Annotated in this window: 25 protein-coding genes; 8 read left to right on the plus strand and 17 right to left on the minus strand. The window is 36.7% G+C overall.

All coding sequences use genetic code 11. From position 1 onward, the window contains the following. Window positions 1-36: 36 nt before the first annotated feature. Complete coding sequence (locus IV512_RS11450; protein WP_209403458.1) at window positions 37-894, minus strand: SDR family oxidoreductase; 858 nt, start codon at window positions 892-894, stop codon at window positions 37-39. A 202-nt stretch (window positions 895-1096) separates the two neighbouring features. On the opposite strand from IV512_RS11450, the gene IV512_RS11455 reads away from it, so the two are divergent. The 3 genes from IV512_RS11455 (at window position 1097) to IV512_RS11465 (ending at window position 2777) form a co-directional block, all read left to right on the plus strand. Further along, window positions 1097-1681 carry a hypothetical protein gene (locus IV512_RS11455; protein WP_209403460.1) on the plus strand — a complete coding sequence of 195 codons (585 nt, stop codon included), beginning with the start codon at window positions 1097-1099 and terminating at the stop codon, window positions 1679-1681. A 287-nt stretch (window positions 1682-1968) separates the two neighbouring features. Next, complete coding sequence (locus tag IV512_RS11460; RefSeq protein ID WP_209403462.1) at window positions 1969-2247, plus strand: SemiSWEET family sugar transporter; 279 nt, start codon at window positions 1969-1971, stop codon at window positions 2245-2247. An 8-nt stretch (window positions 2248-2255) separates the two neighbouring features. Further along, window positions 2256-2777 carry a DUF421 domain-containing protein gene (locus tag IV512_RS11465; protein WP_209403464.1) on the plus strand — a complete coding sequence of 174 codons (522 nt, stop codon included), beginning with the start codon at window positions 2256-2258 and terminating at the stop codon, window positions 2775-2777. Window positions 2778-3395: 618 nt separating this feature from the next. On the opposite strand, the gene IV512_RS11470 is transcribed toward IV512_RS11465, so the two are convergent. The 4 genes from IV512_RS11470 to IV512_RS11485 form a co-directional block, all read right to left on the minus strand. Next, entirely contained in the window at window positions 3396-3785 is a 390-nt protein-coding gene (locus tag IV512_RS11470) for a nuclear transport factor 2 family protein (protein WP_209403466.1), read from the minus strand. A 68-nt stretch (window positions 3786-3853) separates the two neighbouring features. After that, on the minus strand, window positions 3854-4744 hold the full coding sequence (locus tag IV512_RS11475; RefSeq protein WP_209403468.1) for an MBL fold metallo-hydrolase: 891 nt from the start codon (window positions 4742-4744) through the stop codon (window positions 3854-3856). Between the two features lie 88 nt (window positions 4745-4832). Next, window positions 4833-5411, minus strand: a complete 579-nt coding sequence (locus IV512_RS11480) for a Crp/Fnr family transcriptional regulator (RefSeq protein WP_209403919.1) — start codon at window positions 5409-5411, stop codon at window positions 4833-4835. Window positions 5412-5686: 275 nt separating this feature from the next. Next, entirely contained in the window at window positions 5687-6430 is a 744-nt protein-coding gene (locus IV512_RS11485; RefSeq protein WP_245224758.1) for an alpha/beta fold hydrolase, read from the minus strand. Window positions 6431-6706: 276 nt separating this feature from the next. Here IV512_RS11485 and IV512_RS11490 point away from each other — a divergent pair, with 276 nt between their 5' ends. Further along, window positions 6707-7072, plus strand: a complete 366-nt coding sequence (locus tag IV512_RS11490; protein WP_209403470.1) for a MerR family transcriptional regulator — start codon at window positions 6707-6709, stop codon at window positions 7070-7072. A 216-nt stretch (window positions 7073-7288) separates the two neighbouring features. Here IV512_RS11490 and IV512_RS11495 read toward each other — a convergent pair whose 3' ends face one another. The 5 genes from IV512_RS11495 to IV512_RS11515 form a co-directional block, all read right to left on the minus strand. Beyond that, entirely contained in the window at window positions 7289-8251 is a 963-nt protein-coding gene (locus IV512_RS11495; protein ID WP_209403472.1) for an alpha/beta fold hydrolase, read from the minus strand. 80 nt (window positions 8252-8331) lie between these two features. After that, window positions 8332-9021 carry a YafY family protein gene (locus tag IV512_RS11500; RefSeq protein WP_209403473.1) on the minus strand — a complete coding sequence of 230 codons (690 nt, stop codon included), beginning with the start codon at window positions 9019-9021 and terminating at the stop codon, window positions 8332-8334. A 238-nt stretch (window positions 9022-9259) separates the two neighbouring features. After that, the gene (locus tag IV512_RS11505) at window positions 9260-12616 is read right to left on the minus strand and encodes a glycosyl hydrolase 115 family protein (protein WP_209403475.1); all 3357 of its coding nucleotides are present in this window, start codon (window positions 12614-12616) and stop codon (window positions 9260-9262) included. A 638-nt stretch (window positions 12617-13254) separates the two neighbouring features. Continuing rightward, window positions 13255-13791 carry a hypothetical protein gene (locus IV512_RS11510; protein ID WP_209403477.1) on the minus strand — a complete coding sequence of 179 codons (537 nt, stop codon included), beginning with the start codon at window positions 13789-13791 and terminating at the stop codon, window positions 13255-13257. 226 nt (window positions 13792-14017) lie between these two features. Then, window positions 14018-14749, minus strand: coding sequence for a DUF3891 family protein (locus IV512_RS11515; RefSeq protein ID WP_209403479.1), 732 nt, complete (start codon window positions 14747-14749; stop codon window positions 14018-14020). Between the two features lie 461 nt (window positions 14750-15210). Between IV512_RS11515 and IV512_RS11520 the strand changes: the two genes are divergently transcribed. Both IV512_RS11520 and IV512_RS11525 read left to right on the plus strand, forming a co-directional pair. Continuing rightward, on the plus strand, window positions 15211-15363 hold the full coding sequence (locus IV512_RS11520) for a YqaE/Pmp3 family membrane protein (protein ID WP_209403481.1): 153 nt from the start codon (window positions 15211-15213) through the stop codon (window positions 15361-15363). 538 nt (window positions 15364-15901) lie between these two features. Further along, complete coding sequence (locus IV512_RS11525; protein ID WP_209403483.1) at window positions 15902-16348, plus strand: hypothetical protein; 447 nt, start codon at window positions 15902-15904, stop codon at window positions 16346-16348. A gap of 309 nt (window positions 16349-16657) precedes the next feature. On the opposite strand, the gene IV512_RS20035 is transcribed toward IV512_RS11525, so the two are convergent. Then, on the minus strand, window positions 16658-16837 hold the full coding sequence (locus IV512_RS20035) for a helix-turn-helix domain-containing protein (RefSeq protein ID WP_371743296.1): 180 nt from the start codon (window positions 16835-16837) through the stop codon (window positions 16658-16660). 276 nt (window positions 16838-17113) lie between these two features. Here IV512_RS20035 and IV512_RS11530 point away from each other — a divergent pair, with 276 nt between their 5' ends. Together IV512_RS11530 and IV512_RS11535 are read left to right on the plus strand one after the other, a co-directional pair. Then, window positions 17114-19153: a BspA family leucine-rich repeat surface protein gene (locus tag IV512_RS11530; RefSeq protein WP_209403485.1), complete on the plus strand. Its 2040-nt coding sequence runs from the start codon at window positions 17114-17116 to the stop codon at window positions 19151-19153. Window positions 19154-19574: 421 nt separating this feature from the next. Beyond that, window positions 19575-20006 (plus strand): hypothetical protein, encoded by a 432-nt coding sequence (locus IV512_RS11535; protein ID WP_209403487.1) that lies wholly within the window; start codon window positions 19575-19577, stop codon window positions 20004-20006. Between the two features lie 441 nt (window positions 20007-20447). Here the strand turns inward: IV512_RS11535 and IV512_RS11540 are convergent, their stop codons facing one another. From IV512_RS11540 to IV512_RS11565, 6 genes are all read right to left on the minus strand, one after another. Next, entirely contained in the window at window positions 20448-20813 is a 366-nt protein-coding gene (locus tag IV512_RS11540; RefSeq protein ID WP_209403489.1) for a hypothetical protein, read from the minus strand. A 799-nt stretch (window positions 20814-21612) separates the two neighbouring features. Then, the gene (locus tag IV512_RS11545) at window positions 21613-22203 is read right to left on the minus strand and encodes an ASCH domain-containing protein (protein WP_209403491.1); all 591 of its coding nucleotides are present in this window, start codon (window positions 22201-22203) and stop codon (window positions 21613-21615) included. Between the two features lie 229 nt (window positions 22204-22432). Then, entirely contained in the window at window positions 22433-22729 is a 297-nt protein-coding gene (locus tag IV512_RS11550) for a type II toxin-antitoxin system RelE/ParE family toxin (RefSeq protein WP_209403492.1), read from the minus strand. Next, window positions 22722-22964 (minus strand): hypothetical protein, encoded by a 243-nt coding sequence (locus IV512_RS11555; RefSeq protein WP_209403494.1) that lies wholly within the window; start codon window positions 22962-22964, stop codon window positions 22722-22724. Before IV512_RS11555 ends, IV512_RS11550 begins: the two co-directional genes overlap by 8 nt. A 106-nt stretch (window positions 22965-23070) precedes the next feature. Further along, complete coding sequence (locus tag IV512_RS11560) at window positions 23071-23259, minus strand: hypothetical protein (protein WP_209403496.1); 189 nt, start codon at window positions 23257-23259, stop codon at window positions 23071-23073. Window positions 23260-23544: 285 nt separating this feature from the next. Next, a complete protein-coding gene (locus IV512_RS11565) occupies window positions 23545-24699 on the minus strand; it encodes a hypothetical protein (protein WP_209403498.1) in 1155 nt (384 codons plus the stop codon). Window position 24700 lies beyond the last annotated feature (1 nt).

The following is a 24700-nucleotide window of genomic DNA, read 5'->3' on the forward strand; positions in this document are numbered from 1 at the left end:
AAACTCTTTCATTATTCGTAGGTGAAAAATAAGTGATTACCCTCCTACAATCTCCCCTCCATTAATGTGCATAACTTGACCCGTCATATAACTACTATCCTTAGATGCTAAATAAACATAAGCGGGGCCTAATTCTGCTGGTTGACCTGGTCTACCAAGGGGGACATCTTTGCCAAATTCCTCAAGCTGCTTACCTTCGAAAGTGGCTGGAATTAGTGGTGTCCAAATGGGACCAGGTGCAACAGCATTCACCCTTATACCCTTAGGAGCCAAAGATTTAGCTAAGCTTCTGGTAAAAGAAACAATTGCCCCTTTGGTACTTGCATAATCAATTAGATGCTGAGACCCACGGTAAGCGGTAACCGAGGTAGTATTTATGATTGTATCTCCTGATTTTAGATAGCGTATGGCAGCTTGTGAAATATAAAAGAAAGGGTAGATATTTGTTTCAAATGTAGTGTGAAGATTTTCAAATCTAATATCGGTAAAATCTTCTTCGGGAAACTGCATTGCCGCATTGTTTACAATTATATTTAAACCGCCTAGTTCATCTATCGTTCGCTTCACTGACTTAGTACAAAAATCGGCACTTTTTATATCTCCTTTTATTAAAAGACATTTTACCCCCTCCTTTTCGATTTCCTTTTGAGTGTCTTGAGCGTCTTGATCTTCATTCAAATAGATAATGGCCACATCTGCGCCTTCTCTGGCGAAATGAACGGCAGTACTTTTACCAATACCACTATCTCCCCCGGTTACGAGTGCAATTTTACCCTTAAGTTTGTCGCTACCTCTATAGTCGCCTCTGATAATCACAGGTTCTGGATTCATTTTATTCTCTATTCCTGGTTGATTCGACTGGCTCTCGTTTTTTTCGATATTTATATTTTCCATATAATTCAATTTTTAAATTTTAAGATTAAAAGCTATACTCTAAAATAGAGTCACATAATGATCAACATTAATTCATTAATCAAAATTGTTAATTCTCTTAATCAGTCTCAGTAAATACGGAGACTTTTGTATCAAATATTTTGTCTTTAGAAGTAACAATTACGATAACTTAATTTGAACTTTAGTTGTAAAACAACAGGAAATGGAGACTCAAGAAATTAGATGGTTCGATAATCGAAAATTATCTACTATTGAAGACAAGTTCACCAATGCCTTTGAGGGGCATATAAAATCCGATAAAAGGGTAGACAGGTATTTGTCAACCTCCTGTTCCGATATTAACATTAAAGTAAGAGAAGGAAAACTAGAAATCAAAAAGAGAACTCCAATCCCAAGATCACGAGTCAGAATTGGTAATTGCAATGGTTACTTAGAAAATTGGATAAAATGGGAGGTAAATTACCATGCGGATATGCATTCTCTCCATCATTGGTGTAAAGTGGAAAAAGAAAGAAATCTGGTTTTTTTGGATGAAAGGGGGAATATTGTGGAACCTTCAAATTCTAATAAGCCAAGTGGGTTACAAATTGAGTACACCAAATTAATGATTGATAGTACTGAATTTTTCTCATTTGCACTTGAATGGACAGTTGAAAAATGTGCGGCCCACTGTAAATTACTTGAGAAGATTTTAGACGGTACTGATTTGACACTAAAAAAATCAATGGGTTACCCTGAATTTCTTGCTTCTACAATAGAGAAACCCTTAGCGGTTTTCGAATCATAAATGTACAATACTTACTCTAACTTTTGAATAACCAGAGCATCACAAGTTAATAATAGTTATAATATTAATGATGCGAATCATAACTATTTGACAAACAACAACTTAAATCTTATTGAATATTTGTATTTGCATTACGATATGAAGCGATAAGAATTATATAAAACCTCAAAGCCCTGTAAATTTACTTTCTATAAAACCCTCGAGATTAAAAAAGAGTATTTCTATGGATTATGAACTATAGTCCTCTATTTTAGTTTCTACTCTTAATCCTTTACTAGTATGCTATTATGGTGTTAACAGAAATCATAGGAATCTTAGCTGGTATATTTACTACTATAGCAGCTGTGCCGCAGATAGTAAAAGCGTGGAGAAACAAGGCTTGCAAAGACGTCTCCCCGTTCATGTTCGTAATTCTAATTTTAGGAGTTTCATTGTGGACCGTCTATGGCATTATGAATCAAGACTGGCCAATTATTATTACAAATGGTATTAGTACGATTCTCAACTGTACCATGCTAGTGCTTATAATCAAATATGGTAAACAAAATACAACCTCTAATCGATAAATATAGTCATGAGTGAATTACTTGAATTGAATATTCCAACAACCTATCGAATACTAGTGAGTTCGTTCGGTATCTATTTAATCGTAATCTTATTTACGAGAATTGCCGGTAAAAGAAGTTTTTCAAAAATGTCAAGTTTTGATTTTGCTATGACTGTAGCCGTGGGGTCTATAATTGCTACTACTATTTTATCTTCTTCGGTCAACCTCATTGACGGTATTGTTGGTTTAGCCTGCATCTATTCATTACAAATTCTAATCGCAATTGGTAGAAGGCTAGATTTTATAAAGAAGATTGTTGACAATTCACCTCTACTATTAATGGACGGTGAAAAAATTTTAGAGGATAATATGAGAAAAGCCAGGGTTTCTCAAGGTGACCTACGCTCTAAACTAAGGGAAGCCAATGTTACCTCTTTAAGTCAAGTTCATGCTGTGATATTCGAGACTACAGGAGATATCAGCGTTTTACACAAATCCCAAGATGTAGATTTAGATGTTTGGTTATTAAAAGATGTTCGTAGGTCTTAGCCAGTATCTTCCTGTCCCTCTTCACTATCGCTTAGAGGGAGGTCTTTTATACCCAGCGCACAACACAAGCGTTCCGCCGCGCACAGACGGCCGAGCGAGGGTAATATCTCTAGAGTCTTAAAAGCATGAATTTTGTTTCGGACCTATTGTGCTAAGGCGTCCGCTTCAGAGCCTTAATTAACTTTAGTCGCTAGTATTTGCCGATATGGGCTAAGCGCTGTAAGGGAAGAAATGTTGCGTAAGTGATGGTAACTTACATTTGGGTAAAGGAGCTTATGGAAAAACGTAGAACTTGACCTATAAAATGGAGAACCTACCGATAACCCGTTTTCCGAAAGTTTCAACTGTTTGTTTAGAGATGAATGCCAGAACGCCAATAGGCTTTTTCTTAGATAGATGTATAACAAATGTTCGATATTTAAAAGTAGGACTATAACAGCGTTAGGCCGCAAAACTAGTTGGGGGGAACATGTCCCCCCCAACTAGTTCTTAGAAATGTATGAAAATAACCCACATGCTCTAGTCATAAGCGTACCTAAATGTAGCATAAGAGTACATAAGTACCAAAATTTTGATTAAGCCCCTGAAAATACTTTATAATAAATTGGGCTGACAGGTTTAATGTATTGCTTCGTCCACAGATTTACTGTCTACAAACTGCTCAAAACTGATAATCTTGCCATCGTTTAGTTTCCAGATATGAGCGACCCGTGCTTCAAAATACTTATTCGTTTTTTTATAGGTGCCCGAATACGTGCCATAAGCAACTACTTTGTCTTCATTTGCAATATATTCTTCGGGTGTAAATTTATAATCTATCCACTCGCTACCTAAGCGCTGAAAAACATTTTCGGTAACACTTTCCAAGCCAATATAAGTTCCACCATAAGGAAAACCTTCGGCTTCTGTCCAACTAATATTTTCAGCTACATGTTTGGCTAAGTTTTTACCGTTTTCTTCTGAAGTTTTACCTTCATAAGTACTTTTTATGATTTGTAAATTTGTCATTGCTTCTTGTTTAAATGAACAACTTGACACTACTAAAAGCAATGTCAAGTTGATAATTATAATAAATCTTACCATTTCATTTCTCCTGTGTTCACTTTTGCTCCTAGTACTAAAGCTGTTTCAAAAGTTAAATTTGGATATTTTGATTTAATCGTTGCCATCAACGCTTCAGAAGTGGTATTACTTTTTAAAGCTTCTTCATAAAATTGAATGTAATTCTTGGTATGGTTTACAGCATCAATAGTAAAATCTGAATTTGTATTTGCGTGTGCGGGAATTACTATTTCAGGTTTCAATTCACTGATAGTATTTAAGATGGAAATCCAATTGCTACGTGCCTCCGTTGTTTGTGCATCGGCCATCCATACATTAAATGTTGTGCCAAAGACATTAATACCTCCTAAGGCAGTTTTAATTGAAGGAATCCATACAAAGGTTCTTTTTGGGAAATCTTCTAATCCAATGATTTCTAATTTTTCGCCTTCTAACTCGATAGTATTTCCTTTTAGAACTTGCGGTAAAATAACATTGGACGTAATTTTATCTCCTAATCTTTCACCCCAAACTTCCAATTTCTTCTGAGCTGTTGCTTTTATATGTTCTACTGTTGCAGTCGATGCATAGGCCGTAACCTCCGGAAAATATTTTTTGAATACTTCTAATCCGAAATAAAAATCAGGGTCACCGTGAGACACATAAATAGTAGTTAAGGTTTTACCTGAGTTTTTAATTTCTTGGGCTACTTGTTCCGCCTCTGCCAGTGTAAATTGTGCATCTATTAATACGGCATCGTTTTCACCTGAGATAATTACAGATGCCACACCGAAACTATTTTCTGATGCGTTGTAAATTTGAAGTTTAAATTTGCTTGTTTCTATTGTTTTAAAACTTTGTTCTTGTGCGTTCATTTTGAATAAAATTAAAATTGTAAATAATGCTGTTATAATAATCGATTTCATGTTTTGTCTTGTTTTAATCATGGCACAAAAATGCGACGGTTACCTATCACAAAACATTGAACAAGTTCAATAAATGAATTTACAGCTATTATTTACTGGCAATTTTTCGTCTTATTTTGCTCAAAAACTCGTGGCTTATGCCTAGGTAAGCGGCAATCTGCACGTTGGTTAATCGTTGAAAGAGTGTAGGATATTTTTCAATAAAGTCTATATAACGTTGGTCGGCTGTTTTACTCAAATTATCTATCATTCTTCGCTGCAAGGCGATATGAGTTTTTTGAGTCATAATTCTGAAGAGTTTTTCTATTTTAGGAATGTTGTTATAAGCAAAATCTTTATCCTTTTTTGAAATTAATAATACTTCACTATCCTCTAATGCTTGTATATAAAGACAGGATGGTTTTTCGGTGGTAAAACTATCAATATCGGTAATCCACCAACTTTCTTGAGCAAAGTAGAGCACTTGTTCAAAACCATTATTATCTACATGATATACTCTGAAAAGTCCTTTGGTAACAAAACCTTCAAATTTACAAATCTCACCTTCTCGTATAAGGAAATTTTTTTTTCGAACTTCCTTTTGGTTGAATAAGTTGCAAAAGCTTTCTAGCTCTTCATCAGAAAGTGTTATATGATTTAAAATATTTTGTCTGAGCAACTCTGTCATGTTCGATGGTTTACTGCCTAAAGTCTCTCCCCGCGCTATGTAAGCTACGTTCATGGCAGTGAACGTATTGTTAGGAAGGGGGACTATTTTTTTGGAAATATAGTGAAAACCCTAAACGATTTAACGGTTATTTGTGAAGTATTGTATTGGCGAACCGTTTCTTCGGTCATGACCGAGCCTTGCAAAGGCCGTTGGTCTTGGTTTTCACAATATGGGGAATAAAATATGGCGAACCTGAATACATATAGCGCCTAGACAAGTCGAGAAATGAAGCCCTATTTTCTGTTTGTGGTTTTTCTATCTGTTTGACCCAAAAAATCTATGATGAATTTTGCGGTTTCATTAGGTTTTTCGGCAAGAATAAAATGGCCGCATTCATCTATTTTTTCCAGCTGCAAGTCAGTTGTAGAATTTGGTAATGACATTTGTAACATTCCATATCCGCTTCCTCCAATTCCAAGTACTGGCATGTGTAGTTTTTGGTACGTCCTATTATCTTCGATATCTTGTGGAAAAGCTTGATACCAAGCATTTGAAGCACGGATTGCATCTTTGCCGTTATAGGCAAATTCATAAACTTCTTTATCAAAATTACTTATGCTGCTATAATTAACAAGTAAATTTTTGAATAACCATTCTATAATAATTTTCATTCTTCCTTCAAGTAGCTGTTCTGGAAGTTCTTTTACTTGATTAAATGCTAACCACCAAGGATAAAGGTAATCTGCACCTAACATAGGCAACATAGGTAATTGGTGCATTCCTTCATCTGGATGCGGCGTGTCCAACATAATTAATTTAGCAGTTTTTTCGGGAAAATTTGAGGCAAAGCTAAAAGCAACGTGAGCACCGATATCGTGTCCGCCAATGTAGACCTTTTTATAGCCCAACTTTTCTATAAGCTCGAATATGTCTTTGCCCATATTTTTTTTCTCATATCCGTCCGCTGGTTTTCCCGAACTTCCCATACCTCTCATTTCTACAACGCAAACACAATATTTTTTAGCTAGAATGGGCATTACTTTATGATAAGCCCACCAAGTTTCGGGGTAACCTGGAAGTAATATCAGAGGGTCGCCTTGACCCCAATAACGTAATGTAGTTTGGTACCATTCACTTCGGCATATTTGTTCGTGAAATTCGGTAGCGATTTTATAAGCTCTTCGTCTGTGTATTTCATATTTAGGTTTTTCTATTCGTATGCCATCATACAATTGCGAAAATAAATTCTATTTTTACAACCCACAAGTATATAGTATACTACATACTTTGCATTTTAATTAAATTTTAAGATAATGAAATTGATAGGTCAACTTTCTAAAGAAACAGGAATACCAATCGGAACAATTCGTTTTTATGAAAAAAGCGGACTAATCTCCGGTCAAACTAATGAAGAGATTACTACAAATAATTACGTTTATTATGGTGAAGAAACTGTTGACAAGCTTAGATTTATACAAATGTCCAAAGCGGTAGGTTTTACTCTAGCCGAAATTAAAGAGGTTGTTGATGCATGGTATAAAAAACAACTTACTAAATCAGCTAAAATTGAGGTTCTAAATAAGAAATTGGTGCAGATAAATGATAAAATGAACGAATTAAAAGCAGTTAAAAAACAAATTGCAATTTGCAAATTAAATATTGAGAATGAAGTCGATTGAAATCTTTTTGATGAATGATTTTGCGGATTTGCCAATAGCGCCTCGATTGGAGCGAACATTGGAATTTAGTACCATTTAAAATGTTAAATAACATTATACCATTGATAGCGCAAGTGTAGTGTTAGGTAAAATATTGGGCTTTCGTAAAACGAGTATACGCTAGAATTCATAAACGGTTCAAGCTTACACCTGAACCGCTATTTGGCTGTACTTTTTTTAGTGATTTTTTTGTTTTAACCATCTTAGAATAGCTCGGGTTGTTTGCTTTGGTCTTTCTTGTTGAATACAATGACCACAATCGAGACTGACCACATCTGCATTGGGGACAAAATCGGTCAGATGCTCAAACTTAGGGATCATATCTCGCTCACCGTATATCATGAGTGCGGGGTGTTTGATTATTGGGTTTACGTTAGCCAGTAAACGCCAATTTCGGTCAAGATTTCTGTACCAATTGATACCTCCTGTAAACCCAGATGTATCGAAAGCAGAAACATAAATAGCTAGTTCATTTTTTGTCATCATGGGTTCACCCATTGGTTTTAACGCTCTTGCAATATCCATCATCAACATACCAGGCTCAGGAGATGCGAGAGGTATGTTTTTTCGAAACAAATTTCGAAGGAATTGAGCTTTGTTTTCATCCAATACAGCATCCGCTACTCCAGGTTGTCGATTAAAGTGAACGAAATAGTTATCCGCTCCGAATATCTCCTCCATCCATTCAATCCAAGGTTTTTCGCCACGTACTTGATAAGGTAGGGCCAAGTTTATAATTTTATAAACTCGTTCTGGATGCAATAACGCAAGGTTCCAAACAACATTTGCCCCCCAATCATGACCGACGAAAATGGCATTCTCATATTCATAGAAATTGAGCAGTGCTACCAAATCACCCGTTAGATGTTCAATATCATAGGCTGTTACTTCGGTGGGGCGAGATGAATTGCCATAACCGCGCTGATTAGGTACGATGACATGATAGCCAGCTTTAACAAGTTCAGGAATCTGAAAACGCCAAGAAAATGCATGCTCAGGAAAGCCGTGGCAAAGTACAATGGGTTTACTTGAATTTTGTTGACCTGCTTCAAAGATTTCCAATTCTATACCATTAACCGGAATTATTCTTGGCTTGGGAAAATCGGTCGGGTCAAACCCTGTGTGAATTACGTTTTTCATTCTTATTTTTAGTTTAAAAAATTAGTATGATACAAACGTAAATGGGGCCGGTGACAACCCTTTGTCAAGGGTGGAAACAATTAATGATATTTGTCGAAATATTCCTGTAAAGTCATATTATGGGGTTCAAATCGTTCTGTTAAAACTTCCATTTTTTGAATTCTGTCCGGTCTAAAAAAACGAAATGCATGACGCAAACGACACCATGCCACCAAATACCAATTTTCAGAATTCAATATTGCAAATGGTTCTATCAATCTATATGTTACCGAATTTTCCTTATTGATATATGTTATTTTCACAAGATTATAGTTGGTAAGGGCATTCTGTAAATCTGATAGATTGCTACTATTTCTTTCTTGATTTTTAACTTGGTTATATTGGGTTCTATCTGCAAGTAGATTTGCTTTGTCCTTGGTGGTGTATCGTAAAATCGATTTTATTTTATCGATGGCTTCCGAATAATCATTTACAAATGAGGCGTCTTTATTTTTCAGAACTAACTGTTCTGCAAGAATTAGGGCATTGGCCTGTTTTTCGGTGAACATCACGGGTGGCACTTTATATCCATCCATTAATGTATAGCCTTTTCCTTCTTCAGTTATAATAGGAACACCTGCATTCAATAATGCTTTTATATCTCGGTAAATAGTTCTTTTGCTGACCTGAAATTTTTGGGATAACTCTGAAGCCGTAATAATTCTCTTTGTTTGGAATTTAACTAAAATTGCTGTTAGTCGGGATAATCTATTTACTTCGGAATATTCCATTTCCAATGAAGTTACTGTTTTTTTAAACCCTTACGACGACGCGCTATGTACGTCAGTTGCACTAGTAGTGGTCGAAATGTAGTGCCGAATTGGCAATATTAGAAAAAATATAGTGAAAACTCTTTAGGTTTTCGACGATATGAAAATGACTGCTACGGTCTTTCCGATCGGAGCGAACACATAATTACCACCAATTTTCATGCATAAATTGCAGAGTACTTCTATCACAATAAATATTTTACTTCTCCATAATTTTTGATGAATGAGGCCCAGTATATGATTGTTTTAGTCCACCGAAGTCAATTAGAATTCGGTCAACGTTTACCGATGGATCAGTGCCCCATACCTTCAAGCGATAAGCTCCCGGTTTTAGGTCTAGCCCTCCGGTTCCTATCATACGGGTTTCCAATACATTATTGTCCCACGGTTCACCCTTCATGTCAAAATTAATCCACTGGGGCTCTTCTTCATCGATACTGACTGCGCACCGTAAGGGCTGTGAAAATTTAATCGGGAACCCAGGAACCGCTTCCACAATAATTTCAGCTTGGCCGCCATGGGTAACCACAATTTCATATTCAAGAGCTGGAGATTGTTTTTGAACTTGCGACAAATCTTCAATATACCACCCGTTTAGGGGCTGTAATAACATTGCTGAACCACTACGCCCCAATCCAGTTAAAATGTTCCATGAGGCCACCTTTCCTTCTTGATTCTGGTTGAACTGACTTGCTGGCATCGTAATTACCCCGTCCTGCTCCACAAAAACACCAGGCTCAAGATCTAGCTGATGATTCACGGCTGACACCGCTACCTGGTAGAACTGTTCGCCATTTGTAATGTTAACATGCCCCTTTAGTTCTTTTTTAGAGGGCGCTTTATCATAATTGATGGTTACCCAGATACGATCTTGATCTTCATTCAATTCGCCTGCTTCTTCACTCAACTGAATCCAAGGGGCACTAGTTTTGGCCGACCACTTTTCAGTTTCTCTTCCTCTGCTGTAAATGTCAATAAAATGCTTTTGACCTGCTGCGCGATTAAATATAGGAAGGCGATTTTCCGTAGCGTAACGAACGACTTCGCTTTGGCCTTCTTGTATGAAATCGACCCCGTACAATTTCGTTCCGTCTACACAAGGGTGAAGGGTCAACTTGTTTAAGCCTGGTTTTAATACAAAGTCTTGAACCTGAAGTTGCTGCAATCCTCCAGCTACGATACTTGACTTGAACGGAGGTCTGTCATTTAACGTTACCCACCATAAATCACTACCCTCTTCGGGATGGCCTACAGATAAATTCAGCTTATGCACGCCTCCCGGTTGGTCTTCTAAATTAAATTCGAACATCGCTTTTGTAGGGCTACCTATTTCAAAAGGGATTTCATCCCAGTGCGGCTCTTGAATCTGTCGGTTCGTTCCATTATCTGGCCAGCTTATAAACTCTCCGTCCGAATCCTTTCCTCTTACCATCTCGCCAGATATTTTTGCCTCGGAGGCACTCAATGATATTTTAGAGTCCCGGGTAGTTATGTTCGGCTGGCTTCCCCTAGTGGGTTTTGCTGGTTGGGCCTGCCCCTCGATAGCCACACCCAAACCTTTAAGGCCATCTGTTTCGATTCGCTTGGAGATCGGCTCCCAAAACACAAGTGACCCTTTTTTATAGCTTGGACTATAATCTACCATATGTTCCCATTTGCCATTCGCTATCTCATGGTTATAATGATGGGTAAGCTGCTTGATCTTATCAAACGCTGCAAAAGCCGAATCACTCATGGCGTTTGCCACTGTTCTACCTTGTTTGGCATATTCCCTGCTCTTATAAGCATACAACAATTTTTCGTTCATAGCCGTAGCCGCGGCGATAGGATAATAGACCAACTGGAAATAAGTATCCTTGGCTTTTTGAGGTATTTCTTGCATTATTTGCTGAGCTTTAGCTTGCAATTTTTGGTAGCGAATCAAACGTTTATCCACCTCATCATTGTAATTCCAAAGGCTATATAAAGGATCTTGAACAGGTGGCCAGCCGTTCCATTGTGGGGCATTAAAGCCCATAAATTCAGGCTTACGCTCGTTGGCCAACCGGTAGTATTCCCATATCATATTTGCAATTTCAGGACTATGTTTTCCGGAAATATCCCGTGTAGCAACCTTTTCAAAAAAGTTTTTGATATTTTCCGGTTTCCAAGAGTTGATATCCCAGGCCATATTCATAAAAAATTCCATACTCCACTCACGACGTTTGATATCTCCCACGTTGGCAATCCAGATATTATTCATATGCTGCAGCGATGCTCGTGTCATTTCTCGCCATACTAACGCTGGAGTCATAGGTGAGAGCCAGATGTACGGATGAGGAGCCCCCAGGTACGACAAATGATAATAAACCCCTGCCCCACCGGAACGTAGTTGCTCATCTTTACTGGAAAAGTGCTTGATATAGCCGTGGTTATCGTCAGGCCAAATAATCGTGATGTCTTCAGGAAGTTTTAATCCGCTTTCATAAATCTTAAGTACCTCTTTGTAGGCAACAAACGATTGTGGAACTTGGGTCACATCATCATTAATGTATTTTCTAAGTAACTCGCGTTGATCCGAAACAATTGTTTCAAGTGCCTTTACTTTCTCATCCGTGGAGCCAAAACCTTGCATACCGCTATCGTGAACTCCCCGCATACCCATGCTGTAAATTGCATTTACGCCCTTACTTTCCTTCACACGCTGCTCCCAATAGTTATATACTGAAGTAGCATTGTTACTGTAATTGAAATCACCCATGGTGCGGCTATTCCATTCACCGACATTATTCCGGAGCATAGACTCAGAATGTGATGAGCCCGCCACAATTCCCCATTTATCGGCTGTCTCGGCGTTGCCTGGCACCGTGAAGAATGGACGCGTATTCGGATGCATTCCAGGCCATATAGCATTGCCTTTAAGGCGTAGCAACAGTTCAAATATTTTTGCATAGGTCTTGGGCCCTAGATTACCTACGGAAGGTTCGAATGTTTTAGAAGCCCAGGGTTCAAGGCCCCAGCCCTCATCATTGATAAAGATACCGCGGAATTTTACGGTTGGTGAATTTGAAAAAGTATCTACATCATCCACAATTAAGTTATTCTTGTGCTCAATTGGCACATCGGCCCACCAGTACCAAGGCGATACGCCAATCTGTTTTGAAAGGTCAAAAACTCCGTATGCCGCACCCCGAGGGTCGCTGCCAACAATGACCATCGCTTGATCAATTTTTTTAGTGAGAGCTTTTTTAAATATCCGTCCGTACATCTCCCAACCACCGTTAAGTTGTGATGTGTCGAGATAACGACCAATTAGTTGTGAGGTTACATCGCCAATAATGATAACGTTTCCTTCCACTTCCTCCAGTGAGGTAAATATTTCGGGTCGCTTGTGGGTTACCGCTTCTATGTCGCGCGCAAGCAGATGAGCGGCAATAGAATCCAATGCTGAATTTTCTATATCATACACTATGGAAGCAACACGATTCTGGTCAGCAATAGTGAACTGGGCTATGGCATGCTGTATGCCAATGAACGCTAATAATAAGGTGAGCAAAAGTTTTTTCGTTGTGTGCATAGTATAATTTGTTTCTCACTAAATCTATTTTTCTCGATAACTTATGATATACCAAGATTGTGATAGCTTTTACAATAATTCAAATATGCTAATTTATTTGGAATGGACTAGGTAGTCTCACCCAAAAACAGGTTTCTTAACCTAAGATCTTGGCAATATGGTTTAGCTCTCTCTCGAAATTCTGATTATAAAAACGAAGTTTAAAAGGGCGCGACCGAAGAGGTCATCGGCAAAAGTCTATCAGTCGAGGGAGCTCAATTGGGACTCCCATTAATTTAATAGCAGGCGTACTTCCTATTGCTGAAAATACAACCGTGACGCCGGCCATCGATATCGGTCAGAACTACCTGTACAATGGTCGTGGAAAATTTGAATTTGGAGATTAAGCTGCCAAAGACGATACACCTCCAAATTCATATATAAAACCCTGACCCAGAGATGTCAGTGAAAAAGATTGGAGCTCCAGTTAATTCAGCCGGGTAAACGTTGCATTACATCTACAGGCTCTAGAGGTTTTGTATGGTAAATGTGCCCAAAGTATATCGGTTCTACAATCTGCACTAGTGCGTACTTAAGTTAGAAGGTTCAATGAAGTAATTCTTTCTTATAAACCACTTATACTTTCGCAATGATAGAAATTATTCCTTTTCATCTTCGTCCTCACTTCTGGCCAGCGGATGATCCTTTTTGCCAAGACCCACTATTTTTATGATATTGATAATTGTATTATACAGCATTAACACAACCACTACCAAGGCGGAGCTCAAAACAGTGCTGACACCGAGTGTTATATAATATATGATATCATACCAATTTTCGGGTATATTGTTGCTTTCAGTAACCGGCAAGTTAAAAATTAAAAAAAACAGGAGCGACGCGATAAATATTGAGGTATCAAGTTTTGCAATCTGCATAATATGTTTATAATGGTCATCTTTAAGGTTAGAGGTTTTGCCTGAACTAACACCCATTAAGGTCAGCATCAAGGCCAGTATGGTCGCTGATGCCAGAACTATGGTATTGCAGAGGGTATTCAGACCTGCAAGACTGGATTTGATAAGCACTTTTGCCTCATAACCACTAAGATTGCCTAACATAAACGTGCCCAAACCTATTATCAATAAAGATATGACCCCTCCAAGTATGGCCCTTTTCGTATAATTTGAAAGACTCATCAATATTCTTTTAAAATGTAACTATTTAATTTTTTAAATTGCTTTTCAACTATTCTTAAACTGAATTTCTATTCGCCAAGTAGCAGACGGTCTTTGTTATTATTTTGCTGCTTTCAAAAAAAAAGGAAAAGGTATTTACCGATGTAGTAAACCTGATTAATTTAATGCCTTTATGAACCCCGTCGAAACTCTATATTACAATTAATCAAGCCAACAAGACTTCAGCCTATTTTGACAAAATAATTTTCTGTAATCGTACGGGAGCCTTAGCTAGACCTTGTTCAAGTTCTTTATTAGAGCTAAAATTTGCCTTCTCAAGAATTTTATACTCGTAATCGACCTCAAAAGCATTTTCCAAAAAAAGCCATGGTTCTATACAGTATTTACCCTCATCTACAAATGATACAAAATAGGTTTCATCATCTATTGATTTATTAATTTCCAACTTCCTACCTGTCATGGGAACTTCATCGCCGCAGATAATCAATGATAGCCTATCACAGAAACGAAGCACACTATAGAGCTGATTTTCCATTTCTTGGTTTAGGCCATATAATCTACGTTGTTCTTTACGCTTTCGATACATTTTCTTCAAAAATAGCTGCATCTCTTTATCGGAACTATCTTGATACAAAAATTCGATATGTCGTGATACCAACATAGATATCCATTGTGATTTCTGAAGTGTTTCTTTGTAAAGTGATTTCGCATGCACTACATCATCCTTAGCACCTCCTCCCTCCATCATAAAATCTCGTGGTGTTCCTGCATCTGTCAAATAGTTGGTCTTATCAAAATCGACCAAGTGATCATCATGGTTTATAATGGCGGTTAAGGTTTCCAACCGATGAAATTCAGGCATCTTGTCTTTTAGATGGTACCCTATCTTACCAGCAAGCAAAGCATGAGTATAATGTGAGATTATTTTCCAACCTTTTTCATGATGTCTTACAAGCATTGTAAAATTTTTATGGAGAAGATGAGCACGTTGTTCAACAAGTGTAATTTCGCATTATTACACATGGTGCAATAACATAATCAAAACAATCTTTACCTCATCACATTATAATTGTCTGAAGAGAATGTTTGACTTTCAAAATGCATTTGACAACTACTTTAACCTGAACCACAGCACCAACTTTTAGCACACATTTGACTCAAATTACCAGGTTAAAAACTAAAAATTTCAGAAATCTATTTGCATTACATGCCTGCTGATTACCGATTAAAGCTAAGCTACCAAAGCAGCTCAATTAAGAATCATAAACTCTATGTAAAAGTTGAATAAGACATGGCTATATAACCTGATTCATACAAGGGCATTCGCTTCCAGAGGAATAGGATATACGTCAATTCTATAACGGATAGAAACCGTATGTACTTCTATAAAATCTCACCTTTACCACCTAAAATAAAATTATGTCTTTAACAACTATTGTTCTTAATATTCTGCTTCCACCTTTAGCCGTATTCCTTAAACATGGTATAGGCCTAACATTATTAGTGAGCATATTGCTTACTATGCTGGCCTGGATACCTGGTATTATTCATGCCTTTATAGTAAACGACTAAAAAATCGAGTAACAGCAATCGTTCGGGGTAACTATTTTCAAATAAAATAATGGCACTAATAGAAGTTTTCAAATACAAACAAAAAAACCAGTAAAAATGTATTTTACTGGTTTTCATTCATTAGCGTATCAAAAACAAATCTTAATACCCTGTTCGTCGGGATGACAGGAATCCCATTTTGTATTCAAGTAGTTGATTAACAGGTTTTTAAATATTATTATTTGATGTAAAATCCCGTTATTGACACCGTAATCTCAGTTGTAACTTATTGATCGTAAATTCTATAGATTTTTACTGATTCAAATTTACAAAGAAAATCAACAGCAAAGTAACTCTCTAGTACATGTTGAAAATCTAAAAAGTACAATAAACGGACATTGACTTCAGTTCATACAATAGTCCTATAAAAGGTTGGTTTTTTAAAACTCACGAAACTAATAAGATTGTGTGCTAACCTAATCATTTCAATAATTTAACCTATAGTCAATATAGTACTTTTCTTCCTATAACTAACTTAGCTTTAAAAATTAATTCCTTTATGAAGCCGCTAAATACTGTTTTTATATCGACTCTTTTTTTACTTTTCTCATGCAATGATGACGATTCAAATCCTGATTCAGGAACGAAAAATCAATTTGTTGGAAACTGGGAATTACTTAGATACGAAACTATTGACACTAGCGATTCCCCCGAATCTCCAATAGGAGAAACCTCAATTCAATGGACGTTTTCGTCCGATTTAAGTTTCCAAGGCTCGACTCAGAACAATGAATTCGATGGGGAGTATTCATTGGATGGAAATAAAGTAAAGTTTACCAAATTTAGTTTTACTCAAGTCAGCCAAACTGAATGGGGTGAATTGTTCTTTATGACAATTGGAGAATCTACTCAAGGAAGTATCTCGTCAATGGAATATTCAATTGCCGTGGATACCTTATTCTTAAAGTACAATGAAGTCATAAGAATGGTCTGGGTATCAAAATAAGGTGTTTTGTGATTAAGGCCTCCCTACTTATTTTGTCATATTCCGATATCTTGATCATTTTAGGGTTTTCGACTATTTGCTCTACAGTATGGTCCACTAAATCAACGAAACCGATTGCAATTTCAACAGCTCATATATCCAAAAGATAGTTCAAAATACCATTGAACGATTTTTCGGCCTTCAGGGTCCAAACATCCTTCATGCCCTTAATTTGCCCCGAACATTTGCCATAACTTCTTGATGATTTCTAGTTTTTCCGGCCTTGCTATCTTCTCTACTTGATCTAAGTGCCTCTTTGATTTCAAAAGCCTATGCTTCCTCGGGAAAAAGGATAGTACTCAGCACTACCATTTCATCAATTGTAAAATTTTTCTTTTTTATCTTGTTGTAGAATGTCGCCCTTGAAATCCCTAACCGCTCTATGAGGTATTCCTTCTTAAATTTGCTGCCCTCTATATCCTCATCTATATGGCCAAAAGATTCTGATATTTATATACGATATATGGACTTGTTAAAAGGGGAAAACCGCATACATATCCTCTTTTGAACATTTAACTGGGATGTTCATCTAATTTAAAAACTTTAAAGTATAGTATCTCGTTTAAGTTCTCTAAATGAGTATTATTTGTTTAAAGGATGAGTATAATCTGCCATTCTGATTGTGTTTCATCATTGAATCTATGCAACAAAACTATTAAAATTGTTTCTTATCGGCACTTGTTTCTAATATTGCGATGAATTCGACATGCAATAAAATCGATATCAATGCAAAAAGATAAAGTTGTTTTTGAAGTTTCAATCTTACTTGTTATCCTTTTAATATTTACGTTTAATTCTTGTTCTAAAGTTGATGAAGCATCGGAAACGAATAACGCACCCGTAATTAGCACACAAACGTTCAATGTTGTAGAAAAAATTGATCCGGGAACAGAGATAGGAAATGTCACGGCTAGTGATCCTGATGAAGACACTCTTGTTTTTAGTCTTATTGAAAATGATAATGGTCTTTTCGAAATATCTCATGATGGTGTTTTGTTTTTGGTAAATGGTAAATCCCTGGATTTTGAAAAAGACTCTGAACATAAAATCGTTGTTTCAGTATCTGACGGTAAGTTGGATAGTAATGCTTTAATAACAATAGATGTAGAGGAAGACGATACCGAGGATGCCGAGGATGCTGAAAATACTGCCCCAAGAATAGAAGGACAGACATTTAATGTTTCGGAAGCTACTGCTGAAAGTATAGAGATCGGTAAGATTTTAGCGAATGATGCAGAGGGGGATACGCTTGTCTTTGAGCTTATTGAAAATGATAATGGACTATTCGAAGTATCCGACCAAGGTATTTTGTATTTAGCACAAGGTAAATCCTTGGATTTTGAAACAAGGCCAGAACATAAAATTGTGGTTTCTGTGTCAGACAGCTCATTAGATAGCACTGCAGAAATCAATATTGTGGTTATAGATGAGACCGAAGAAACCAATAAGAAAGGGTTCGTTATAAAATGGCACCTTTTGCAGAGTGGAATCAATGATTATGACGTTGAAATAGGTATCAACCAAAATTATAATTATAACTATACGGTTGACTGGGGTGATGGATCTATCACTACAAATCATACTAGGGATGCCGACCATAGCTATGATACATTTGGTATTAAAACAATTACAATCACCGGTATCTTTCCTTCATTTAATTTAAAAGATGTCAAAAATATAACGGTGGAACAATGGGGGGACAATCAATGGAAATCGATGAACGGTGCTTTTGAAAATTGCTATAAGGTAGATTTAAATGCCGTTGATGTACCTGATCTATCCATGGTTACCGATATGAGCAAGATGTTTTATAGCGCAAACGACATCGTAGGTGATTTAAATGCCTGGGATGTAAGTTCTGTAAGTAATATGAACCATTTTTTATACGATTCCAGAAATTTTAAAGCGGACATCAGTGGTTGGAATGTTGGCAATGTTAATGATATGAGCTCGTTTCTGGAGGTAGGTCTTTTTTTCGAAAGTGATATCACAGCTTGGGACGTGAAAAATGTAGAAAACATGAGCAATATGTTTTCTAATTCTGATTTTAATCAAAATATAGGTTCTTGGGATGTTGGCAACGTAACCGATATGAGCGGGATGTTCTCAAGTGCTTTTCCCTTTAATATAGATATTGGTCAATGGAATGTAAGTAAGGTCATTGATATGTCTTCGATGTTTTCCGGGGCGCATAGTTTTAACCAAGATTTAAATGCTTGGGATGTTGGCAATGTGACCAACATGCAATCGATGTTCGAGAATGCGGGATCCTTTAACGGAAATATCAGTAATTGGCAAGTCGGGAAGGTCATCGATATGTCCTTTATGTTTGACAGTGCATCCGTTTTCAACGGTGACCTAAGTGGATGGAATGTAAGCAGGGTTGAAAACATGCTGCTTATGTTCTCATTTGCCAGCGCTTTTAACAGTAATATCGGAAACTGGAATGTGAGTGCTGTTTCCAATATGGCGAGTATGTTTAATTCGGCATCTTCCTTTGACCAAAATCTAGGAAAATGGAGGCTTTCTTCAATACCGGACTCTCCCACTAATTTTGGTGATGCCGATGGTCTGCTTGCTGGTTCTGGCCTATCGACTGAAAATTATGATGCGACTCTAAAGGGTTGGGCTGAAAGTAGTTCGACCCCAAAATATGTGTCCATTTATTTTAGTGGAACTTATTGCGACGAAACTTCCAGAAGTACACTACGCGGTGATAAATCATGGGTCTTTTTCTACGATTCTAAAAGTGGAAATTGCGATTAATTATTAGAATTTCAAATTTTCCAATAACCAATCTCGGAAGAGCAAATTTTAGTTGATATTCCGGAGGCCTTGACCCCTTTGAAGAATTAGGTCCAAAGGATAGGTTTATGTTAATTAAAGATTACAGTATTTTAAAAACGTTTTATGAAACTGAAACTGGAAACGCCGGACACAGTATACCACCCTCGCCGAAAAAATTGAGCACCCTTCTATATAATATAAAAATCACCATTATGGAGCGGCCCACTTTCATTTAGAATAATATTTTTTATCTCAGAGTTGAGAGATTAATAATATAAAAAGGACTTAAAATAATCCTTTTTTTGAACTTTCCATCTATAGGCACCTATTAAAGTGCAGCTATTTACGAATATTCTAAGGCAACCCTCTTGTAATTTGTCCATCTAATATAAAAACAATAATGAGAAGGTTACTATTATTACTAGTCATGGCAACTGTTTGGAGTTCTTGTTCAAGTTCCAGCGAAACGGACCATTTTGGAATGGAAATGTATTATGAGCTCACTTCCTTGAATTCTGGGATGTCCGGGGAAATATTGGATAAGGAAGAATTGGATTTTCGAGAGTCTATCGAATTTTTCCCCGATAGTACCTTTATCAAGCAAAGAGTATATCAAGATAGCACCTCCACTGCTTCCGGTAAATATGACTCGGTAAATTCGGATGGAAATGATTATCTTAAGTTGAACTATTCCGATGACACTCACCTTATCCAAACCTGTGGAAATTCCTTGGTGGAACATTTGAGTATTCTAAGCGAATCGGAAATTTACAATGGCGGATACTTACTCTGTGACGGACCAGGCTATTATTATACGCGAACTAAGAAATAGCTCAATTTTGAACTTTTCAATTGCCACACTTCGACAGTGTTAATCATTTTTTTGAACTTTTTTATTCCTCCGAGTTCTTAACTTAAGAAATGGCAGATTACAACTACACTTGGGGCAAAACTTACCCTTGGTCATTTTGATATCTGTGATTTCTCCGACTTTTTGTAATCCATAATATGTTGAATCATATGAGCCAAAATCTACATCGCAAAAATCGTATAACACTAATTTTAAGCCATGATATAACACTTACTCATGATACTTATGTTCTTTTAAATGGTTTAATTCAATGTCGTCTGATCCACACCTGTCACAGGGAGTGACCTCTTTAAATTCTAGCCGTGAATAACAAATTGAGCAGTACGTATCTTTGAATCTAGAAATCATTTATTTGAATTAATTAATCAGACTGCCTCACGGCTCTATTATTTCTCATATGTTCTATTTCTTTACTTTTTTCCACATTTTGGAGCAGAAAGCAAAATAACTTAAACCATTTGTATACTCGAATAGTTCTGATAAATCATGTGAAGTGTCTTCAATTGTTATTAGCTCGTTTACAATTCCATTTTCCTTTAAATATGAATTAATTATCCAACTTCCTCTTCTATCTGCTTCAAGAACAAATCGATCTTCATTGCCAATGTACATCTGGATTCCGATACTACTATTTATAATACTTTCACGATTTTTGGTAACCGATTCTTTTAGACCATTAATTGTATAATCACTCACATATGAAAGGGATACAATCGAAGTAAACTTATTGGGATTTAAGTGCAACCGCAGCCCCCCTAGAATGACCAATTATTGAGATTTTAGAGCTATCCATTGTGCTATTGAATTTTTCATTGCAATATTTCCTTAATTTATCATCTGCTTCGCTTGTGATCATATTTACATTTTCATCGCTGTACCATTGCATATCAGGGTGTTTTCTCCATCTCTTAAAGCAATCACAACCATTTCTGGTATGGCTTCAATTTTGACCCAATGGTTTAGACTGTCCGCAGGCAGTGCATTAACAAATGAATATTCACTTCCATTTTGACCATGAAGTAATATAATTAATGGATATTCTGATGAACTATTTTTGGACCAAGTTGGTGGAAGATACACATTGAATTCTACATTTCCCCTACTGTCACTTTTGAAAGAAGCATTTGTGTAAACTCCCGTTTTTAGAATTAATGTGTCGGAGGACTTATGGCTAATAGTCTCAAAATCAGTAAGTTTGCACTGGCTGACCTGAAAACAGAAAGTAAAGAAACAAGAAGTATTAATTTATACTCTTTCATCGTTTATTTGAACTTTCTACTAAGTTACGATTTCTGAATTATCATTTGTAGAAAATGGGGAAGGCTACACACAGAACAATGTAGGTGAGGCCCGTATTCAGGTCATCACATCGGTTAGCAAGTGATTGAACGTATTATAGATTATAATCCTACAGATGCTGGCGACGACTTTAAATACGATCACCTATAGGATGCTGAGCAAGTTATACTAAAAAGAAAAAAGTGGTTTAAGATAAAAATTACACATTAACTATCTTTGAGACAATGGACTATGGCTTTATATAGGATACATTGTTGCCATTAGTACTTTATTCATTTTTCGGCCATATTTTTTTAAACTCCACAGCGACTATCAGCATATCTTCGGTCGGTTTGTCTCCACTTTCTTTTAAAAAACTTTCAAAAAAGTCCCAATGTGCTTTTTTCCATTTCTCAAGAGGTTCGATGTCCGTTCCCATATCCATTTCTGCATATTCTTGGGAAATTTTGTTGAATGGGATTGTGTCCACGCTTACATTTTCTATTATCGCTTTTGCTTTTCCATTAAAGTCAGTTACGATTTGTTTTGTTCCGACACTTGGTAAATCCACATTGTATTGCTCGTACAAACTATAAAGTCCAGAAGAAGCTCTCTTTTTTCCAGTCAAAGTCAATTCCGCCAACCGATTTGCGTCTTTCTCATTATTGTGAAAAAAGTCTGATTCAGGTATTTCCCTGTTTTTAAATTCAGGGTTTGATTCCGTAAAGTCGTTCCACATTTCAGAAACTGATTTGTCAATTTCGTCCTCGGTTTCAGTCGTCATTTCAGACTGATTTTCAGTTCCGATTTCTCTTTTGTTTTTGGTTTCGTTTTTACAACCAATTAAAATCAAAAACAGGAAGATTGAAATGTGTCTCATCGTTTGTTCTGCATTAATGGCAACGCAGGACTATGTGTAGTCGTGCGTTTGGATTTTTGTTTGTCGTACCGGTAAGGTACGTAAAAAAGAAAAATACAAGGGAGCACACCGGATTGCATATAGCTGTTGGTATGCACAGTTGTCCTCGATGGCGCCTAAAGGTGATAGGATTGATAATTCCTTACCTCAAAACAAATGGCACCCTTGTGGCAATCGTTTTTTTGAACTTTTATTTGCTCGGTTTCTTTTGCCGATTATCCTTCATGGCAATAACTGTTACCTGATTTTTATCGAAAATATAAAAGACAGTGGTGTTCTTGTGAATAACGGCCCTTCTTAAAAGTTTTTGGGTAGTTGATTCAGGGTATAGCGTGGGGAAGTTGGATACCGTAAGTTCGAATTGTCTAAGTAATCTTTCGAAATTGATTACTTCCTTCTTACTGAATTTTTTAATCAGATAAGCCTTGATGGTCAAAGCATTGGAGAGTGAACGTTTGGTCCAAATGACTTTATAGGTTTTATCCATTGGCTAGACCATTCCAGAATTCGTTAGAATCTAAAGTCTCCCCTTGTTGATAATCCCTAATACCACTTAAAATATTGACCCTATCGCTTTCCGTTAGCTCATCCCACCAGTCGGTAGATTTGCCTTCACTCGACAATTTGACCGAATTAAGCAAGCCCACTAAAGAATCATCGGTTAAAGTTTTAATCCAACCAACTAATTCCTTCTTAGTATTATTCAATTCTGCTGTGCCCATCTTTCCAGCTTTAAAGTAAAGTTACAAAAAGCATTCCAATCTTAGTTCTGGTAAACTTGAAATCGTTTATTTGGACTTTCTGTTTTGGGATTACCTGACCCCAAATTTATATTTTTTGATTTGTAAGCGTGCCTAAGGGTTTGGGCTCTGGAAAATCGCACGGGACTTCAATTTCCTGTTCGGGCAATAATCCACCACCAATTTTATCTATCCTTGTACATTCTTCCTCTTTTGTGCAACCAACTAATGCTAGGATAACAAAGCTTATTAACCCTTGAGCAACTTTATATTTCATGTTCTTTTTAATCGCTTAATTAGACTTTGATTCTGAGTTTACGGCATCCCTTTAGCAATCCTCTTTTAAAACTTTATGGCGAAAACAAGGCCTTGAGGCTATTTTAAATTATAAGGATCCAATGAATTGTAACAATTAAATGGAAGGATTATATTTCCTTTTACATAGTTCAATGCTATTATTAATTGAACCTATTAATGTTGGTTCAGGCCCTTTATTAAGCCTTAATAATGTCTTTCTGCCCAATATGGAGGTGAGGAAAGAAACATATAATGAACCGGACTATTAAAGGGATTCGTAGGGAAGTACGATCTCTATACCTATTTCTTTATTATCCATAATTTCCAAATTAAACAAACCTCCATGCAGAACTATTATTTTCTCACAGAAAGCGGCATCCATCCCGATATCTAATAGCCTACGGCCTTCCCCCCCGCCATCGGACTTTATTACGGCATGCCCATTCTTTACCGGATAACCCGTGAAGAAACTTAACCGTAATTGCTTTCTATGTGAAGTACTGAGCACTTTTTCATTCATTACGAGCATTCGAGATTGTATGTTCAAGGTATTTGCATTATTTGGCCCCATAAGTCGGCCTATTAACGTGAACAGTTCTGTAAATAATAAAGTTATTTGGGTCTCGTCGCCGTAAACCGAATTAACTTGCAAGTCAAATTTGAAATCATATTTAGATATGACACTCTTAGCCCTAGTTGATTCGATAGTAGTTCTTAAATCGAAATGAGCCTTTCTTAATGGATAATATTCAAGCTCGCTATATAATTGCAGGCGCTTGGTCAATAAGTGGCCCTCATGGGCAATACCAACGATTCTGCTCAGATTATCGATTATTTCTTGACGGTATTCATTATTGGATCTTGAAATGATTTTACTGGCAAAAAGCTGAATCTTTCGCAGAGGTTCTTGCAAATCATGTGAAATCATTTTGTTCAGAACGCGTAAGTCTTTGTTAGTATCTTTTTCTTCACGAAGTTGAATCTCAAGTTGCTTTTGGAAATCTCCAAGTTCTTTATGCGCCAACATTAACTCTTGATTTTTCAGTAAGGCGATCTCAGCTGCATTTTTCGCTTCAATTAACCCACTCTCGAAATCACTTCTTTTATTTAGGAAAAGTCCTGTGATAAGGATGTCACTAGAAGACATTGACATATTAAAAAGAAAAGGATGCTTATTTCCTTTTTTTCCAACAAGGCTCAATACGATTTCATGGATTATTTTCTTGCCTACTAGAATAGGATAAAAGTGAGTTTTATAAAGGATTCTACTACCAGAACTTAATAGTGAATTGATGCTGCTGTCTTCCAGCTCTGCGAACTCATAACCTAGTTTATCAAGTATATATGGGTTAACTTCAACTATCGTTTCCTTGAGATTCAAGCGAATCACTCCGCATGGCAACAGGTCAAAGTCCGACATA

It is taken from the genome of Pseudozobellia sp. WGM2, from assembly GCF_017810075.1.
GTDB lineage: Bacteria > Bacteroidota > Bacteroidia > Flavobacteriales > Flavobacteriaceae > JADNYK01.